An 18,522-nucleotide genomic window follows, 5' to 3' on the forward strand; every position below is an offset into this window, starting at 1 on the left:
ATGGTTCGGGCGCGCACGGGAAAGTTTGGCGCCCGCGTCTGTAACTGGGCGAGAAGGTTGGAATTGATGAACACCACGCCCGCGTTCAATACCGCTGAAGCCCGCCCGCTGCAGTTTCCGATTCCGGCCAATGTCTATGCCGAGACGGTCGTCTCGGTGAAGCACTACACCGACCGGCTGTTCTCGTTCCGCATCACGCGCCCGCAGTCGCTGCGCTTCCGCTCGGGCGAGTTCGTGATGATCGGCCTGCCCAATGCCGAGAAGCCGGTATATCGCGCCTACTCCGTCGCCAGCCCGGCCTGGGACGAAGAGCTGGAATTCTTCTCGATCAAGGTGCCGGACGGCCCGCTGACCTCGGAACTGCAGAAGATCCAGGTCGGCGACACGGTCATCATGCGCCAGAAGTCGACCGGCACGCTGGTTGTCGACGCGCTGACCCCGGCCAAGCGCCTGTTCATGATCTCGACCGGCACCGGCATCGCGCCCTTTGCCAGCCTGCTGCGCGACCCCGACACCTACGAGAAATTCGATCAGCTGATCCTGACCCACACCTGCCGCGACAATGCCGAGCTGATCTACGGCCAGGAGTTGGTAGCGGCACTGGAAAGCGACCCGCTGATCGGCGAGCTGACCGCCGGCCGCGTCACGCTGTACAATTCGACGACCCGCGAGGAGTCGGCACGCATGGGCCGCATCACCGCGCTGATCGGCTCCGGCAAATTCTACAGTGATCTCGGCATCGAGAAGCTCGATCCCGAGACCGACCGCATCATGATCTGCGGCTCGATGCACATGCTGAAGGACGTCAAGGAGCTGGCCGAAAGCCTCGGTTTCCAGGAAGGTTCGCTCAGCCACCCCGCGAGCTTCGTCGTCGAACGCGCCTTCGTCGGCTGAGGCCAGCGCGTCTCCCGGAAACCTGATTTTGACCTTCCGGTCAAAAATCAGCTGCTTTCGCGGCCTTTTTCAGCTATCCCTCGCCTGAGGACTCGTGAAGCGCGGCTTCGCGGGTTATCGTCGTGCGTGTCGCCCAAAGTGTCGAGACTTTGGGAGAACGATGCGCACCAAGAGCGCACGCCGCTGAACGAAAGGGCAGGAGATGAGCAGCACAATCCGCGAAGCCGATCTTGGCACCAAGGTGACGCCGCTGCCGGCACGCGCAGCCGCCAATACGCCGGTGCCGCTGGACCATCACATCGCGCGCAATCCGGGCCTGAAACTCGACCTTGGTTTTCTGGAATCGGTGCGTAGCGTCAACCGCTCGGCGCTGGAGCGCCGCGTCGCCAGCCTGACCAAGCGGCGCTCGATCAAGGCCGACAACCAGGCCGCCTGGCTGCTGCGGGCAATCGCCTGCATGGACCTGACGACGCTCAACTCCAACGACACCGAGGAGCGCGTGCGCCGGCTCTGCGCCAAGGCGATCAACCCGCTGCGCCGCGACATCATGGAAGGCCTCGGCATTGCGGGCGAAACCATCCGGCCGGCCGCCGTCTGCGTCTACCATCCCTTCGTCGCCACGGCGGTCGACGCCGTGCGCGGCACCGGCATCAACGTCGCCGCCGTCTCCACTGCGTTCCCACATGGTCTGGCGCCGCTGTCGACCCGGCTGCAGGAGATCGAGGCCTCGGTGAAGGACGGAGCCGACGAGATCGATGTCGTCATTCCGCGTGGCCTGGTGTTCGGCGCCAAGTGGCGCGAGCTTTACAACGAAATCGTTTCGATGCGCGCCGCCTGCGGTGACGCGCATCTGAAGGTCATTTTGGGCACCGGCGACCTCGCCACGCTGCGCAACGTCATGCTTGCCTCGATGGTGGCGATGATGGCGGGCGCCGATTTCATCAAGACCTCGACCGGCAAGGAGAGCATCAACGCCACCCTGCCCGTCGGGCTTGCCATGGTGCGCGCCATCAGGGCCTATTTCGAGGAAACCGGCTATCTCATCGGCTTCAAGCCGGCCGGCGGCATTTCCACCGCGAAAGTGTCGCTCGACTGGCTGGTGCTGATGAAGGAAGAACTCGGCCGGCCGTGGCTGGAGCCCGACCTGTTCCGCTTCGGCGCCTCGAGCCTGCTGACCGACATCGAGCGTCAGCTCGAGCACCATCTGACCGGGCATTATTCGGCCAACCATCGCCACGCGATGGCTTGAACTGATCGACGCGGTGATGGCTGGAACACCCCTCATCCGTCGCCTTCGGCGACACCTTCTCCCACAAGGGGAGAAGGAAAAGTTCTGCCTCGGCCTGTCGATCAAGTACTATCGTGAGCAACTCGCTGGCCCGCAGACGTGCGCCTTCCCTTCTCCCCTTGTGGGAGAAGGTGGCCGAGCGAAGCTCGGTCGGATGAGGGGTGCTAGGCTTCGGATCAGCCTGCAAGGAACAAATCCATGAACATTCTCGAACGCTATCACGCCATGGAATACGGCCCGGCGCCGGAAGCTCGTAATGAGGCGGACGCCTGGCTCGCGGCGCGCGATTTCGGCAAGGCGCTGTTCATCGGCGGCGACTGGAAAGCGGCGGGCGGCGGCAAGACCTTCGACACCAGCGAACCATCTTCCGGCAAGCTGCTGGCCAAAGTCTCCGACGCCAATGCCGCCGACATCGACGCGGCGGTCGCGGCGGCCACCAAGGCGCTGCCGAAATGGAGCGCCAGCACCGGCTACCAGCGCGCGAAGGTGCTTTACGCCATCGGCCGCGCCATGCAGCGCCACCAGCGGCTGTTCGCGGTGCTTGAGACAATCGACAACGGCAAGCCGATCCGCGAAAGCCGCGACATCGACGTGCCGCTGGCCATCCGCCATTTCATTCATCATGCCGGCTGGGCGCAGGCGCTGGACCGGGATTTTCCCGGCCACAAGGGTGTCGGCGTCGTCGGCCAGATCATCCCGTGGAATTTTCCGCTGCTGATGCTGGCCTGGAAGATCGCGCCGGCGCTTGCGGCGGGCTGTACCGTGGTGCTGAAGCCGGCCGAATTCACGCCACTCACCGCCATCTTGTTCGCCGAGATATGCGAACGCGCCGGTGTGCCGAAGGGCGTCGTCAATATCGTCCAGGGCGGTCCGGAAGCAGGTGCTGCGATCGTCAACCACCCCGGCATCCAGAAGATCGCCTTCACCGGCTCGTCCGAGGTCGGCAAGATCATCCGCAAGGCCACCGCCGGCTCGGGCAAAAAACTGTCGTTGGAGCTCGGCGGCAAGTCGGCCTTCATCGTCTTCGAGGACGCCGATCTCGACAGCGCCGTGGAAGGGCTGGTCGACGGCATCTGGTTCAATCAGGGCCAGGTCTGCTGCGCCGGTTCGCGCCTGCTGGTGCAGGAAGGCATCGCCGACGCCTTGATCGCCAAGGTCAAGGTCAGGATGAGCCGACTGCGTGTCGGCAGCCCGCTCGACAAGAACACCGATATCGGCCCGCTGGTCGACCTGACCCAGATCGACCGCGTCAAGGGACTGATCGCCGAGGGCGCCAGGCAGGGCGCCGTCTGCTGGCAGCCGGATGCAACGCTGCCGTCGTCGGGTTACTATCATCTGCCGACGCTCGCCACTGGCGTTTCGCCGGCTAATATCCTGGCGCAGGAAGAAGTGTTCGGGCCTGTGCTCGCCACCATGACCTTCCGCAACACCGAGGAAGCGATCGAGCTCGCCAACAACACGCGCTATGGCCTGGCCGCCTCGGTGTGGAGCGAGAACGTCAATCTTGCCCTCCATGTGGCGCCGCAGCTGAAGGCCGGCGTGGTCTGGGTCAACGGCACCAACATGTTCGACGCCGCCTGCGGCTTCGGCGGCTATCGCGAAAGCGGCTTCGGCCGCGAAGGCGGGCGCGAGGGCATGTTCGAATATCTCGCGGCGAAACTGCCGCTCGGCCCGGTGATCAAGCCGGCGACATCCTCCGCGCAGCCCGTCGAGCAGGCCGATGGCGTGGCAATCGACCGCACGGCAAAGCTGTTCATCGGCGGCAAGCAGGTGCGCCCGGACGGCAATTACTCGATTGCCGTCGCGACGGCCAAGGGCAAACTCGCCGGCGAAGTCGGGCTCGGCAACCGCAAGGATATCCGCGATGCGGTTTCGGCTGCCCGCGCCTGCAAGAGCTGGCCGGAGGCGACTGCCTACAACAGGTCCCAGGTGCTTTATTACCTGGCCGAAAACCTTTCCGGCCGTGCAAGCGAGTTTGCCGCCCGCCTCACTGAACTGACCGGGTCCAATGCCAAGGCCGCGCGGGACGAGGTGGAACTCTCGATCGAACGGCTGTTCCTCTATGCCGGCCTCGCCGACAAGTTCGAGGGACGCGTGCATCAGCCGCCGGCCCGAGCCGTGACGCTGGCGCTGCATGAGCCGGTCGGCGTCGTCGGCATCGTCGCGCCGGACAATCAGCCCCTGCTCGGCTTCATCTCGCTGGTCGCGCCGGCGCTGGCCATGGGCAACACGGTGATCGCTGTGCCTTCGGAGCGCTATCCGCTGCTCGCCACCGATCTCTATCAGGTCATCGAGTATTCCGACGTGCCGGCCGGCGCCATCAACATCATAACCGGCCGCAGCGCCGAACTTGCCGGCGTGCTGGCCAAGCACGACGATGTCGACGGGCTCTGGCTGTTCACCGACGCCGAGACCTGCGCCAAGGCGGAAGCCGACTCCATCGGCAACCTCAAGCGCGTCTGGAGCGGAAATGGCCGCAGCCTCGACTGGGCCTCGGAAGAAGCCACCGGCGACGCCTTGCTGCGCCGCGCCATCGAGGTGAAGAATGTCTGGGTGCCTTACGGGGACTAAAGGCATGTCGCCCAAAAGTGCGCAGCGGTTTTGGGACAACGACATGCCTGGAGCTCTGTTGCGGTTGGTGATCGCGTTCGGGCTTGACGCCCGAACATATGTTCTTTAACGAGAAAAAACATCTTTATCAGTGAACTGGCACAGGCCGGACGATCGCGCCTGACTGGCACATGACGCCTTCGCCGGCCGCCGATAAAGGCAATTGACCCAAGCAGGCGAGGAAAAGATATGGCGGATCTGGCAGGCAAGGTCGTTGTCATCACGGCGGCGGCGCAAGGCATCGGCAAGGCAAGCGCGCTGGCCTTCGCCAAGGCCGGCGCCACCGTCCATGCCACCGACATCAACGAGACGCTGCTGGCGGAACTCGCCAAGGCTTCCGGCATCAAGACCCGCAAGGTCGACGTGCTCAACGACGAGGCGGTCAATGCCGCCTTCGCCGAGATCGGCGCCGTCGATGTGCTGTTCAACTGCGCCGGTTTCGTCCATTCGGGCTCGATCCTGGAGATGAAGGACACCGATCTCGATTTCGCCTTCAATCTCAATGTACGCGCCATGATCCGCACCATCCGGGCGGTGCTGCCCGGCATGCTGGAGCGCGGCGACGGATCGATCATCAACATGGCTTCGCTCGCCAGCTCGACCAAGGGCGTGCCGAACCGCTTCGCCTATGGCGTTACCAAGGCGGCGGTCATCGGCCTGACCAAGTCAGTCGCGGCCGACTATGTCGGCAAGGGCATACGCTGCAATGCCATTTGCCCCGGCACCGTCGAAAGCCCGTCGCTGCAGGACCGCATGCACGCCCAGGGCGATTACGACGCCGCCCGCGCCGCCTTCATCGCCCGCCAGCCGATGGGCCGGCTCGGCACGCCGGAGGAGATTGCCGATCTCGCCGTCTACCTGGCCGGCGCCACCTACACATCGGGTCAGGCCTATAATATCGACGGCGGCTGGTCGATCTGAGCGCCGCCCGGGGACAACGGGAAGATCGGGTTTGACGAGGGATCGCGAAGTCTGAAAATCCCGCTCGCCGGCCGTCAAAACACGCTGTCCGCGCTTGTCGTGAAGCAGGCCGGTGGTTACGGTCCGCCCGATTCCAGAAGGGCAGATGCCTCGGCGGAGATATTTTAGAACGGCCACGAGGCCGCAATCAGGAGAAGATGCATGAAACTGCTGCGCTATGGCGAGATGGGGAGCGAACGTCCCGGCCTGCTCGATGCGGATGGAACGATCCGCGATCTCTCCGCCCATGTCGCCGATATTGCCGGCACCACGCTTCATCCGGCCTCGCTGGATATGCTGTCGAAGCTCGACGCGAAGTCGCTGCCGGTGGTTTCCGGCAAGCCGCGCCTTGGCGCCTGCGTTGCCGGGACCGGCAAGTTCATCTGCATCGGCCTCAACTATTCCGACCACGCCGCGGAAACCGGCGCCACCGTGCCGCCTGAGCCGATCATCTTCATGAAGGCAAGCTCGGCCATCGTCGGCCCCGACGACGACGTGCTGATCCCGCGTGGTTCCGAAAAGACCGACTGGGAAGTCGAGCTCGGCGTTGTCATCGGCAGAAAAGCCAAATATGTCAGCGAAGCCGATGCGCTCGACTACGTCGCCGGTTATTGCGTCGCGCACGACGTGTCGGAACGCGCCTTCCAGGCCGAGCGCCAGGGCCAGTGGACGAAGGGCAAGAGCTGCGACACGTTCGGCCCGACCGGCCCGTGGCTGGTGACCAAGGACGAAGTGGCCGACCCGCACAACCTCAAAATGTGGCTGACGGTCAACGGCAAGACGATGCAGAACGGCTCGACCAGGACCATGGTCTATGGCGTTGCCTATCTCGTCTCCTACCTCAGCCAGTTCATGTCGCTGCACCCCGGCGACATTATTTCGACAGGCACCCCGCCCGGCGTCGGCCTCGGCATGAAGCCGCCAGTGTTCTTGAAGGCCGGCGATGTGGTGGAGCTGGGTATCGAGGGGCTCGGCCAGCAGAAGCAGACGTTCAAGGCCGACGTTTAAGCGCGCCCTTCCCTTCTCCCCCTGTGGGAGAAGGTGGATCGGCGCGCAGCGCCGAGACGGTTGAGGGGTGGGTGACGGAATGCCGTCGGTGCCAAGCTGGAGCACCCCTCATCCGGCCGCTTCGCGGCCACCTTCTCCCACAGGGGGAGAAGGCAAGAAGCGTTGGCACGTCCTACTTCAGCACCTTCCCATCCAGCCCAAACCGATACGTCTTCGCCGGATCGGGCGTCGCATAGAGCGTGGCGCCGGGTTCCGCGTCGTAGACGCCGAAAATCCGTACGGTGATCAGGCCGGCCTTCTCGCAATCCAGATAAAGATTGGTGTCGGCGCCGAGATGCTCGGCATGGACGACAGTGCCCTTCCAGGCGCCGGATTTCGGATCGACGGTCAGGTGCTCGGGCCGCACGCCGATGGTCTTGGCCGTCTCGCCGAGCCGGGCGCCGTCGACGAAATTCATCTTGGGCGAACCGATGAAGCCGGCGACAAACTCGTTTGCCGGCGAATTGTAGAGCTCCATCGGGCCGCCGATCTGCTCGATTTTTCCGGCGTTGAGCACGACGATTTTGTCGGCCAGCGTCATCGCCTCGACCTGGTCGTGGGTGACGTAGATCATCGTCGCCTTGAGCCGGCGATGCAGCTGCGCGATTTCCAGCCGCGTGTTGACGCGCAGTGCCGCGTCGAGGTTCGACAGCGGCTCGTCGAACAGGAACAGTTTTGGCTCGCGCACCACGGCGCGGCCGATGGCGACGCGCTGGCGCTGGCCGCCGGAGAGCTCCGCCGGCCGCCTTTCCAGATAGGGCTCCAGCGACAGCATGGACGAGGCGACGCCGATGCGGCGATCGATCTCCGCCGCCGGCGTGTTCGCCTGCTTGAGGCCGAGGCCCATATTGTTCTTCACCGTCAGATGCGGATAAAGCGCATAGGTCTGGAACACCATGGCGATGCCGCGTTTTGCCGGCGGCGTGGCGGAGACGTCGTCGCCATCGATCAGCACCCGGCCAGAGGTCGAATCCTCCAGCCCGGCGATGACGCGGAGCAAGGTCGACTTGCCGCAGCCCGAAGGCCCGACGAAGACGACGAACTCGCCATCCGTCACTTCTAGGTCGATGCCCTTCAGCACCTCGACCGGCCCAAAGGCCTTCTTCACGTTCTCGATCTTCAGCGAGCCCACGGCAGTCCTCCAAATTGATGCGTGGGCGCGAAAGCACCCCCCTCTGGCCTGCCGGCCATCTCCCCCTCAAGGAGGGAGATTGGCAGCGTCGACCCAGGCTTTCTTCTTGCAATGTTGGTGATTGGCGAAGGCAACCGAGACAGTCGATCTCCCCCGTTGAGGGGGAGATGTCCGGTAGGACAGAGGGGGGCGCCGTAGAGCGCTGACGACGGCAGCCTGGTCACAGTCGCACCGCCTTGCCGCTGCGCACGCTCTCGTCGGCGGCAAGGCAGACGGCGAGCGACCGCACCGCGTCGTCCATGTGTCTGGTGAGATCGATGTCCTCGCGGATTGCCTTGAGGACAAAAGCCTGTTCGAGATCGCAGAGATCCTGATGACCGGGTTCGCCTTCCATCGACAGCATCTCGTCCGGCCTGGCGAATTTGCCGTCCGGCCCGGTTTCAGCGCTGTGCAGACGGATGGTCGAAGTCTTGGTGTGGGTGTCGATATCGTCGGACCTCACGCCCTCCTTCATGACGATCGACACGCAGCCCTTGGGCGACATGACATCCTTCACGAAGAAGGCCGTCTCGGAAATCATCGGACCCCAGCCGGCCTCGTACCAGCCGACCGAGCCGTCATCGAACAGCACCTGCAGATGGCCGTAATTGTACATGGAGGGCGCCACCTCCTCGGTCAGCCGCACCCCCATGCCGCGCACCTCGATCGGCTTGGCGTCGGTGATCTGCAGCATGACGTCGAGATAGTGCACGCCGCAATCGACGATCGGCGAGGTCGTCTGCATCAACTGCTTGTGCGTCTCCCACGTATGGCCTGAGGATTGCTGGTTGAGGTTCATGCGGAACACGTAGGGACCGCCGAGCTTGCGCGCCTCGGCGATCAATCGGATCCAGGACGGGTGATGGCGCAGGATATAGCCGATCACCAGTTTTCGGCCGTTGGCTTTGGCTGCGGCGACGACGCGCTTGGCGTCCGCCACCGTCGTTGCCAGGGGCTTTTCGACGAAGACATGGCAGCCAGCCTCGAGCGCCTTCACCGCATAGTCGGCATGGCTGTCTGAATAGGTGGCGACGCAGGCGACGTCGGGTTTTTCGTCGCGCAGGGCGTCGTCGAAGGAGCGCCTGATGCCGTAGCCGGCCAGCCCGTCCGGCAGCGGCACGTCGGAGCGATTGACCAGCGCCGCGATCTGAAAACCCGGATTGGCGTGATAGGCCAGCGCATGGCTGCGGCCCATATTGCCGAGGCCGGCGACGATTACTCGGAGGGGATCTGGGACGCGAAGGGGTGATTCTGAACTCACTTGACGGCTCCGGAGGTAATGCCGCGGATCAGCTGCCGCGAGAAGATGACGTAGAGGATCAGCACCGGCAGGATCGCCAGCGAGAGCGCGGCCAGGATGGCGTTCCAGTTGGTGACGAACTGGCCGAGGAAAAGCTGGGCGCCGAGCGTCACGGTCTTGGTCTCTTCCGACGGCGCCAGGATCAGCGGGAACCACAGATCGTTCCAGATCGGGATCATGGTGAAGACGGCGACGGTCGCCATCGACGGCCGCACCAGCGGCACCACCAGCCGGAAGAAGATGGTGTATTCCGACAGCCCGTCGATGCGGCCGGCATTCTTCAGGTCGTCGGAGACCTGCTTCATGAATTCGGACAGGATGAAGACGGCCAGCGGCAGGCCTTGCGCGGTGTAGACCAGGATCAGCGCGGTCAAGGTGTTGACCAGCCCGCTCGCCACCATCAATTGCAGGATGGCGACGGTGGCGAGGCGGATCGGGATCATGATGCCGAGGGCCAGGTAAAGCCCCATCAGCGTATTGCCGCGAAAGCGGTATTCCGACAGCGCGAAGGCAGCCATGGCGCCGAACAGCAGCACGAAGAACAGCGAGCCGACGGTGACGACGAGGCTGTTCTGGAAATAGTGGATGAAATCACCCTGGCCGATCACCGTGGTGTAGCCGATCATGTCGAAGGTTTTCGGCGTCGGCGGCGTCAGCGGCGCGCCGAAGATGCCGGCGCGCGACTTGAACGAATTCATGATGACCAGAACCACCGGGAAAAGCGCGATCGCCGTGTAGGTCAGCAGAATCGCGTGGGCGCCGATGGTGCGGGGCAGTGAACGGGTGGCGATGCTCATTGGAAAAACTCCCAAGCGCGCAGAGAGGCTGGTTCCAAGGCGCCCCCCTCTGGCCTGCCGGCCATCTCCCCCTCAAGGGGGGAGATCGGCAGCGTTGGCCTTGCCGCCCACTTTGCAACGTTGGCGATTGGCGAAAGCAGTAGTGACATCTGATCTCCCCCCCTGAGGGGGAGATGGCCGGCAGGCCAGAGGGGGGTGTTCAGCCGTGACATCTCCGCCCTCAGAACTGGTAGCGACGCAGGCGCGTCTGGATGAGGAAGAGGTAGACGCAGACACCGCCGAGGATGATCAGGAACATGATCGTGGCGATGGTCGCGCCCATGTTGGGGTCGCCGACCTGCAGCTGGAAACCGAAGAAGGCGCGGTAGAGGAAGGTGCCGAGAATATCGGTCGAATAGTTCGGCCCGGCGAGCGCGCCCTGTGCGGTGTAGATCAAGTCGAAGGCGTTGAAATTGCCGACGAAGGTGAGGATCGAGATGATGCCGATCGACGGCAGGATCAGCGGCAGCTTGATCTTCCAGAACTGCGACAGGCCGGTGATTCCATCGCATTCGGCCGCCTCGATCACCTCTTCGGGGATCGACAGCAGCGCTGCATAGATCAGCATCATCGGGATGCCGATGAACTGCCACACCGAGATCAGGCTGAGCGCGGTCAGCGCGTATTGCTCCTTGCCGAGCCATGGCGTGAACAGGCTTTTCAGGCCGACGAAGTCGAGCAGATGCGGCGCCACCCCCCACAGCGGCGACAGGATCAGTTTCCAGGCGAAGCCGACGATGACGAAGGACAGGATGGTCGGCACGAAGATCGCCGTGCGGTAGAAGGCCGAGAACCGCAGCTTCGGACTGGACAGGATGGCGGCCAAAAGCACGCCGACAGGGTTCTGCACCAGCATGTGGATGATGAAGAACCAGACATTGTTCCTCAGCGCGTTCCAGAAATTGACCGACCAGTTGGGGTCGCCGAACAGGGTGCGGAAATTGTCCAGGCCGACGAAGACCTGGGACTGGTCGACGTTGCGAAACAGCGAGAGCTGCAGCGTGCCGGCCAGCGGCAGGATCATGATTGCCGTATAGACCAGCACCGCCGGCGCCAGGAAGACGGCGATATGCCAGCGGAACGGTCTTTTCGGTCGTGTTTGTGCGGCCATGAGTTCGGTCCCCGCCGTCTCTCGGTTCCAGACGATGTGATGCTAGATGATGCCTCGATGCATGGCCCAAACCTTGCCCGGCGCGGCAAGACAAAGGCCTGCGACTGATCAGCTAGCCTTCCCCCAACAAGAGCAGGGTAAAGCCGTGAGGCAGAGCCGACAATCGCAATATGGAACAGGATAATCCGGAACCGGCCGGGCATGCGCCCAGCCGGCTCCGTTGCTGAGCCCTTACTTGGCCGGCTTATACCAGCTGTCGAGGCCGGTCTGCAGCTTCTTGGCCGCGGCTTCGGGCGTATCGGTGCCGTTGATGACGTTGGCCGATTCAACCCAGGTCTCGTTTTCGAGGTTCGGCGTGCCGCGCGACAGGATCTGGTAGGTCGAGCGGATCGTCGACTTGCACTTGCCGCGCCAGGAGACGAATTCCTGTGCCAGCGGGTCCTGCATCTTCACCGGTGCGGAGTTCAGGCTGAAGAAGCCCGGCAGCGCGTTGGCGTAGATGGTGGCGAAATCCGGCGAGGCCACCCAGGACAGGAAGGTCTTGGCCGCGTCCGCATGCTTGGAGGCTGCGTTCAGGCCCATGCCGATATCGGTATGGTCGGAGATGTAGCAGGTGTCGCCTGCCTTCTCGACCGGCGGCGGGAAGGCGCCCATCTTGAACTGGGCCTGCGTGTTGAACAGGCCGATTTCCCACGAGCCGGCCGGGTAGATGGCGGCGCGGCCGAGCGTGAACAGGTTCTGGCTGTCCGGATAGGTCTGGGCTTCGAAGCCGTCGCCGAGATATGGCTTCCACTTGGCCAGTTCCTCGTAGGGAGCGACCCAATCCTTGTCGGTCAGCTTCTGATCGCCCTTGATCAGCGCCGCGCGGCCGTCCTCGCCCTTCCAGTAGTTGGGGCCGATGTTCTGGTAGCCCATGGTCGCGGCTTCCCAGAGGTCCTTGGTGCCCATCGCCATCGGGATGTAGGTGCCGTCGGCCTTGATCTTGTCGAGCGCGGCGAAGAACTCGTCGCGGGTCTGCGGCACCTTGATGCCGAGCTTGTCGAAGGCGTCCTTGTTGTAGATGAAGCCGTGGATGACGGCGCCATCGGCACGCAGAAGCTCGCCTTGCCGTCATCGGTCTGCCAGGCGGACTTGGCGACGGGCGAGAAGTTTTCCATGCCGGGCAGTGCGGAGAGATCGGCAAGGTTGCCCTTCTTGAACAGTTCGAGCGACTTGTCGAAGGGGCGGCAGGTGATCAGGTCGCCCGCCGAACCGGCGGCGAGCTTGGCGCCGAGAGCGGCGTCATATTCGGTCGGAGCCGACGGGGCGAACACCACCTTGATGCCGGGGTTCTTGGCTTCGAAGGCCGGGATCAGCTTGTCCTTCCAGATGGCAAGGTCGTCGCCGCGCCAGCTTTCGATGTTGAGCGTTACGTCCTCGGCGTGAGCCAACCCGGCGGAGCCGAGAATGCTGGTGCCCAGAAGCAGTGCCGTCAGTAGTTTCGTTGTCATGCTCAGTCTCCCTGTTGACCTTTTTCAGGTTCGGTTTTGATGAGAACCTAGGCTTTGGAGCCCTTGTTCCCCTCGATCGCGGAAAGGGCTGGCCGCAGCTTATGGCCTGTCCGTTCCAGTATCTTCTGCGCCGCGTCGGCGCGGGCGGCACCCCGGCGCCGCGCGTCCTCGATGGCGCGCACCGCATAGGGCGTCGTGCCGCTGGCGGAAAGAGCGATCAGGCAATCGCCCGCGCCGACGCCGGCATTGGCGACTGCGGTCGAGGCCTCCTCGGTGTCATCCTCGGGCCCACCGGCCAGTGTCCTGAAGGCCTCGTCGCCGCCGGCGATCAGGATGGCGATGCGGTCGCGCTGGATGCCGAACGTGCCGGGCAGTTCCAGCGCGTCGGCCAGCGCCATCAGGCCGGAGCTGCCGGCCGCGGCATAGGCAAGCTTGCCGCCGCTGCTCAGGCAGCCGGCAATGATCTCGGCTGCCCTGGCGATGGAGGGAATGGCGTTGCGGACCGTTTTCGCAGCCTCGACCTGTGCATCGGCCAGCGAGCCGAGGATCGCTTCGGGAGCCTGGATATCCAGCCCCTCGGCATTCCCATGCAGCGCTTCGGTGCGCGTTTCGGCCATCCCAGTTCCTCCAATCCACAAAACAATACCAAAAAAATACCACTTGTCCACACGGATTAACGAATTCATGGACAGGAAATCGCTGAGCCGACGAATCGCCCATATTTTTCAATCAAATGCGGCTTAATCCTTTTGAAACGGAAATTAACCCTTGGCTATTGGTATTTTATTGGTATTATCCTGCTGGAGGAGAAATCGCGTGAAATTCGTGCTCGGAATCGATGGCGGCGGCACCAGCTGCAGGGCCGCGCTGGCTACGGTGGACGGCGTTGTCGTCGGCCGCGCCAAAAGCGGCGCCGCCAACATCCGCACCGACCTCACCGGCGCCCGCTCGAACATCGTCGATGCGGCGCGGCAGGCTTTCATCGCCGCCGGGCAAGATCCCGAGCTAATCCCGCAAACACCGGCCATTCTCGGCCTTGCCGGCGCCAATGTCGGCACTTACCGGCAGCAGCTCGAGGCGATCCTGCCGTTCAGCACCAGCCGCGTCGAGACCGATGCGGAAATCGCGCTCGAAGGCGCGGTCGGTTCCGGTGACGGCGCGATGGCGATCCTTGGCACCGGCACAGCCTATATGGCGCGCAAGAACGGCAAATCGCGCGCCATCGGCGGCTGGGGGTTCCAGGTCGGCGACCAGGGCAGCGGCGCCCGCATCGGCCGCGACCTCCTGGAACAGACATTGCTCGCGCATGACGGCGTGCGCCAGGCCTCGCCGCTGACCGACAGCATGATGGCCGTTTTCCGCAACAATCCCGAGGACGTGGTCGAATTCACCACCAACGCCAAGCCCGGCGATTTCGGCGGCTTCGCGCCGAAAGTGTTCGAACACGCGCAAAAAGGCGACATCGTCGCCAACTGGATCCTCGGCAAGGCGGTCGCCGATGTCGAGGCCTCGCTCGGCGCGCTCGACCTCGCGGCCGGAGCGCCGCTCTGCCTGCTCGGCGGGCTGGCGCCGCTCTATGCGCCGCGCCTGTCGGCGCGCTACCGTGCCCTGCTGAAGGAACCGCTCGACGACGCGCTTGGCGGCGCGGTGCAGATGGCGGCGCGTCTGTTCGCCAGGCCGGAGGCCACACGATGAGCGATGCCGCCGACCAGATCTTCGCCGCGCTCAAACAATCCTCGCAAAGCGGTGCGCCGCTTTATTTGCAGCTGCGCAAAAGCATTGAGGACGCCGTCAATCGCGGCCTGATCGGCCCGGGCGACGCGCTGCCTTCCGAGCGCGACATCGCCACCAAGGCCGACATTTCGCGCGTCACCGTGCGCAAGGCGGTGCAGGACCTGGTCAAGGGCGGCATATTGGTGCAGCGGCACGGCTCCGGCACCTTCGTGGCGCCGCGCATGGAACGCGTCGAGCAGTCGCTGTCGCGGCTAACCTCCTTCACCGAGGACATGGCGCGGCGCGGCATGGCCGTGCGTTCGGCCTGGCTCGACCGCGGCCTCTACGCGCCGTCGCCCGACGAGATGATGGTGCTCGGCCTGTCGTCGAACGAACTGGTGGCGCGGGTGGCGCGCCTGCGCATCGCCAACGATACGCCGCTGGCGATCGAACGCGCCTCGCTGTCGGCCAGCGTGCTGCCCGACCCGGCCGGCATTGGCTCCTCGCTCTACGCGGCACTGGAACTGACCGGCAACCGGCCGGTGCGCGCCGTGCAGCGCATCTCCGCCGCCAATCTCGGCGATGGCGATGCGCGCCTGCTCGAAGTGCCGCCAGGCATTGCCGGCCTGCACATCGAGCGTATTTCTTATCTGGCGAGCGGCAAGGTGATCGAGTTCACCCGCTCCATCTACCGGGGCGACGCCTATGATTTCGTCGCCGAACTGCGGCTGACAGGGCCAAGCGAAGAGGGCCGACCATGATTGCCAACACCACTCATATGCAGCGCGAGATCGAGGAGATCCCGCAGGCCGTCGCCCGCCTGCTCGACGGCTCCGGACCGGTTTTGGCCGAAGCCGGGCGCGGCATCAGGGAACGCGACCCGCATTTCGTCGTCACCGTGGCGCGCGGCTCGTCCGACCATGCCGCCACCTTCATGAAATATGCCGTCGAGCTGACTGCGGGCCTTGCCGTCGCTTCGGTCGGGCCCTCCATCGCGTCGATCTATGGCCGCAAGCTGCGGCTCGGCGGCTCGGCCTGCCTGGCGATCTCGCAATCGGGCAAGAGCCCCGATATCGTCGCCATGGCCGAAACCGCCCGGGCCGGCGGCGCGCTGACCATCGCCGTCACCAACACCGCCGATTCGCCGCTCGCACGGGCCTCGGATTTCGCCATCGACATCCTCGCCGGCCCCGAGCGCAGCGTCGCGGCAACCAAGACCTTCATCAACTCCGCCGTTGCCGGGCTCGCCCTGATGGCGCATTCCACCGGCGACGAAGCGCTTCTCGCGGCACTGGCCCGCTTGCCCGAGCATTTCGGCAAGGCGATCGCCTGCGACTGGATGAGCGTGCTGGCCGAAACGATCCAGAAGCAGAAGTCGCTGTTCATTCTCGGCCGAGGGCCGTCGGCGGCAATGGCCAACGAAGCGGCGCTGAAGTTCAAGGAGACCTGCGGCATGCATGCCGAGGCCTATAGCGCGGCCGAAGTCATGCACGGCCCGCTGGCGCTGATCGGCCCCGACTTTCCGGTGCTGGCGCTGGCTGCGCGCGACGCGTCCGAGCCATCCGTCGCCGAAGCCGCCGACAGCCTGGCGGCCAAGGGCGCGCCGGTGTTCGTCACCTCGGCACTCGCCAATCGCGCCACGCGCCTGCCGCATGTCGCCACCGGCCACCCACTGACCGATCCGCTGACGCTGATCGTCTCCTTCTACATGTTCGTCGAGGCCTTTGCCCGGCATCGCGGCCTCGACCCGGACGCACCACGCAACCTTCGCAAGGTGACGGAGACCCTATGAGCGACCGTTTTGCCCTGACCGGCGCCCGCATTTTCGACGGCGACGACTGGCATGAAGGCGCAGCCCTTGTCGTGCGCGACGGCCTCGTCGAAGCCATGCTGCCGCAAGACGCGCTTCCCGAGGATATCCGTGCCATCGACACCGGTGGCGGCATGCTGGTGCCGGGCTTTGTCGATATCCAGGTCAATGGCGGCGGCGGGGTGATGCTCAACGACCATCCCGACGTCGCCTCGATCGAAACCATCTGCCGCGCGCATGCGCCGTTCGGCACGACGGCGCTGCTGCCGACGCTGATCACCGACACGCCCGCAATCACCGCCGCCGCAATCGCCGCCGGCGAAGCGGCGGCGCTGCAGAAGGTGCCGGGTTTTCTCGGCCTGCATCTGGAAGGTCCGCATCTGTCGATCGCCCGCAAGGGCGCGCACGATCCGGCGCTGATCCGGCCGATGACGGACGCCGACCAGGCCATGCTGATCGCGGCGCGCCAGAAGCTGCCGGTGCTGCTCACCACGATCGCGCCGGAATCCGTCGACGCGGCCCGCGTCACGGCCTTGGCCAAGGCCGGGATCATCGTCAGCCTCGGCCATTCGGACACGGGCCATGCCACGGCAAAAGCCTTCGCAGAGGCCGGCGCCAGCGTGGTCACGCATTTGTTCAACGCGATGAGCCAGATAGGCAATCGCGAGCCCGGACTGGCGGGCGCGGCCATCGACATCGGTACCTTGTCGGCCGGCCTGATCGCCGACGGCATCCATGTCCATCCGGCCACGATCAGGATCGCGCTCGATGCCAAGCAGGGGCCGGGCAGGATCGTGCTGGTCACCGACGCAATGGCGACCATCGGCACCGACATGAGCTCGTTCACGCTCAACGGCCGCACCATCTACCGCAAGGACGGGAGCCTCAGGCTTGCCGACGGCACGCTGGCTGGCGCCGACCTCGACATGATCTCGGCCATCCGGTTCATGCACCGCACCGTCGGGCTCGGGCTGTCCGAAGCCCTGCGCATGGCTTCGCTCTATCCGGCGCAGGCGATCGGCCAGTCGCACCGGCTTGGCCGCTTCGCCAATGGCACGGCGGCGGACATCGTTGCGCTGTCGGACGATCTTGGCATAGGAAGCGTCTGGATCGGCGGCGACAAGGTGTTCGAGGCTGTCGCTCCCCGCTGAGAGCGAGGCCATGCGGACAATCGATTGTGTCGTCGCCGGAGCAGGCGTCGTCGGCCTTGCAGTCGCCAGGGCGCTTGCCTTGTCGGGCCGCGAGGTGGTGGTGATCGAAAAGGCCGACGCGATCGGCACCGTCACCAGTTCACGCAATTCGGAAGTCATCCATGCCGGGCTCCATTATGCGCCTGGCAGCCTGAAGGCCCGGCTCTGCGTCGAAGGCCGCCGGCTTCTCTACGCCTACTGCGCCGAACACGATATCGGCCATCGCCGCACCGGCAAGCTGATCGTCGCCAGCGAGCCAGGCCAGGCGGGCGGGTTGCGGGCGATCGAGGCCAATGCGAAACGCTGCGGGGTCGACGATCTCCAGCTTTTGACGCGCGGCGAGGCCGAGCGCCTGGAACCGGCGCTGACCTGTGCCTCCGCGTTGCTGTCGCCATCGACCGGCATCATAGACAGCCATGCGCTGATGCTGTCGCTGCGCGGCGATGCTGAAGCCGCCGGCGCGTCCTTCGCCTTCCTCACTTGCGTTGCCGGAGCGGCGATCGAAGCCGACGCGATCCGGATCGACACGTGCGATGCCAATGGCGAGACCTTCGCCTTGGAGGCCGGCGCTTTCGTCAACGCCACAGGCCTTGACGCGCAGGCGGTGGCCAGCCGGATCGACGGTTCCCAAGGGGGCTCGTCCCCCGGCAGTGGCTGGCGCGCGGCAATTATTTCGCGCTTCCGGGGCGGTCACCGTTTTCGCGCCTGATCTATCCGGTTCCGGTCGAAGGCGGCCTCGGCATCCACCTGACGCTCGACCTCGCCGGCAATGCGCGCTTTGGCCCCGACGTCGAATGGATCGACGGCGTGGATTACACGGTCGACCCCGGCCGAAGCGCTGTCTTCCACGAGGCGATCCGCCGCTATTGGCCTGATCTTGCGGGTGACGCGCTCCAGCCGGCCTATGCCGGCATCAGGCCGAAGCTGTCAGGCCCGGGTCAAGCTTCAGCCGATTTCATGATCCAGGGTCCAGCCGATCATGGCGCGGGCCGGATCGTCAATCTGTTCGGCATCGAGAGCCCCGGCCTGACCGCGAGCCTGGCGATCGCCGACCATGTCGTCGAACTCTTGTACCCGACCTGAACCGGCACGTCGCGCCGGG

General features: G+C 64.8%; 14 protein-coding genes and 2 pseudogenes. 10 read left to right on the forward strand and 6 right to left on the reverse strand.

Features of this window, described 5'->3' with window-relative positions; translation table 11 throughout:
- Positions 1 to 66: 66 nt before the first annotated feature.
- From M653_RS0105900 to M653_RS0105920, 5 genes are all read left to right on the forward strand, one after another.
- Positions 67 to 894: a ferredoxin--NADP reductase gene (locus M653_RS0105900; RefSeq protein ID WP_027142489.1), complete on the forward strand. Its 828-nt coding sequence runs from the start codon at positions 67 to 69 to the stop codon at positions 892 to 894.
- A 202-nt stretch (positions 895 to 1,096) separates the two neighbouring features.
- Positions 1,097 to 2,143 carry a deoxyribose-phosphate aldolase gene (gene deoC, locus M653_RS0105905; protein ID WP_027142490.1) on the forward strand — a complete coding sequence of 349 codons (1,047 nt, stop codon included), beginning with the start codon at positions 1,097 to 1,099 and terminating at the stop codon, positions 2,141 to 2,143.
- Between the two features lie 237 nt (positions 2,144 to 2,380).
- Complete coding sequence (locus M653_RS0105910) at positions 2,381 to 4,753, forward strand: aldehyde dehydrogenase family protein (protein WP_027142491.1); 2,373 nt, start codon at positions 2,381 to 2,383, stop codon at positions 4,751 to 4,753.
- A 228-nt stretch (positions 4,754 to 4,981) separates the two neighbouring features.
- Positions 4,982 to 5,713, forward strand: coding sequence for an SDR family oxidoreductase (locus tag M653_RS0105915; protein WP_027142492.1), 732 nt, complete (start codon positions 4,982 to 4,984; stop codon positions 5,711 to 5,713).
- Positions 5,714 to 5,914: 201 nt separating this feature from the next.
- Positions 5,915 to 6,760, forward strand: a complete 846-nt coding sequence (locus tag M653_RS0105920) for a fumarylacetoacetate hydrolase family protein (protein WP_027142493.1) — start codon at positions 5,915 to 5,917, stop codon at positions 6,758 to 6,760.
- Positions 6,761 to 6,932: 172 nt separating this feature from the next.
- Here M653_RS0105920 and M653_RS0105925 read toward each other — a convergent pair whose 3' ends face one another.
- From M653_RS0105925 to M653_RS1000000134305, 6 genes and pseudogenes are all read right to left on the reverse strand, one after another.
- Positions 6,933 to 7,931 carry an ABC transporter ATP-binding protein gene (locus M653_RS0105925; protein ID WP_027142494.1) on the reverse strand — a complete coding sequence of 333 codons (999 nt, stop codon included), beginning with the start codon at positions 7,929 to 7,931 and terminating at the stop codon, positions 6,933 to 6,935.
- A 220-nt stretch (positions 7,932 to 8,151) separates the two neighbouring features.
- Positions 8,152 to 9,231, reverse strand: a complete 1,080-nt coding sequence (locus tag M653_RS0105930) for a Gfo/Idh/MocA family oxidoreductase (RefSeq protein WP_027142495.1) — start codon at positions 9,229 to 9,231, stop codon at positions 8,152 to 8,154.
- A complete protein-coding gene (locus tag M653_RS0105935; protein WP_027142496.1) occupies positions 9,228 to 10,067 on the reverse strand; it encodes a carbohydrate ABC transporter permease in 840 nt (279 codons plus the stop codon). The genes M653_RS0105930 and M653_RS0105935 overlap by 4 nt, the downstream gene beginning before the upstream one ends.
- Before the next feature lie 220 nt (positions 10,068 to 10,287).
- A complete protein-coding gene (locus tag M653_RS0105940) occupies positions 10,288 to 11,217 on the reverse strand; it encodes a sugar ABC transporter permease (protein ID WP_027142497.1) in 930 nt (309 codons plus the stop codon).
- A 231-nt stretch (positions 11,218 to 11,448) separates the two neighbouring features.
- Positions 11,449 to 12,707 (reverse strand): annotated as a pseudogene (locus M653_RS1000000134300) (ABC transporter substrate-binding protein).
- 47 nt (positions 12,708 to 12,754) lie between these two features.
- On the reverse strand, positions 12,755 to 13,324 hold the full coding sequence (locus M653_RS1000000134305) for an SIS domain-containing protein (protein WP_051442608.1): 570 nt from the start codon (positions 13,322 to 13,324) through the stop codon (positions 12,755 to 12,757).
- 199 nt (positions 13,325 to 13,523) lie between these two features.
- Between M653_RS1000000134305 and M653_RS0105955 the strand changes: the two genes are divergently transcribed.
- The 5 genes and pseudogenes from M653_RS0105955 to M653_RS1000000134310 all read left to right on the forward strand — a co-directional run bounded on the left by M653_RS0105955 (position 13,524) and on the right by M653_RS1000000134310 (position 18,503).
- On the forward strand, positions 13,524 to 14,402 hold the full coding sequence (locus tag M653_RS0105955; protein WP_027142498.1) for an N-acetylglucosamine kinase: 879 nt from the start codon (positions 13,524 to 13,526) through the stop codon (positions 14,400 to 14,402).
- Positions 14,399 to 15,181 (forward strand): GntR family transcriptional regulator, encoded by a 783-nt coding sequence (locus tag M653_RS0105960; protein ID WP_027142499.1) that lies wholly within the window; start codon positions 14,399 to 14,401, stop codon positions 15,179 to 15,181. The genes M653_RS0105955 and M653_RS0105960 overlap by 4 nt, the downstream gene beginning before the upstream one ends.
- Complete coding sequence (locus M653_RS0105965; RefSeq protein ID WP_027142500.1) at positions 15,178 to 16,212, forward strand: SIS domain-containing protein; 1,035 nt, start codon at positions 15,178 to 15,180, stop codon at positions 16,210 to 16,212. The genes M653_RS0105960 and M653_RS0105965 overlap by 4 nt, the downstream gene beginning before the upstream one ends.
- Positions 16,209 to 17,381, forward strand: a complete 1,173-nt coding sequence (gene nagA, locus M653_RS0105970; RefSeq protein ID WP_027142501.1) for an N-acetylglucosamine-6-phosphate deacetylase — start codon at positions 16,209 to 16,211, stop codon at positions 17,379 to 17,381. The genes M653_RS0105965 and nagA overlap by 4 nt, the downstream gene beginning before the upstream one ends.
- Positions 17,382 to 17,391: 10 nt before the next feature.
- Positions 17,392 to 18,503: pseudogene (locus M653_RS1000000134310) on the forward strand (NAD(P)/FAD-dependent oxidoreductase).
- Positions 18,504 to 18,522 lie beyond the last annotated feature (19 nt).

Origin of the sequence: Mesorhizobium sp. WSM3626, from assembly GCF_000513935.1 — a bacterium.
Taxonomy (GTDB): Bacteria; Pseudomonadota; Alphaproteobacteria; order Rhizobiales; family Rhizobiaceae; genus Mesorhizobium; species Mesorhizobium salmacidum.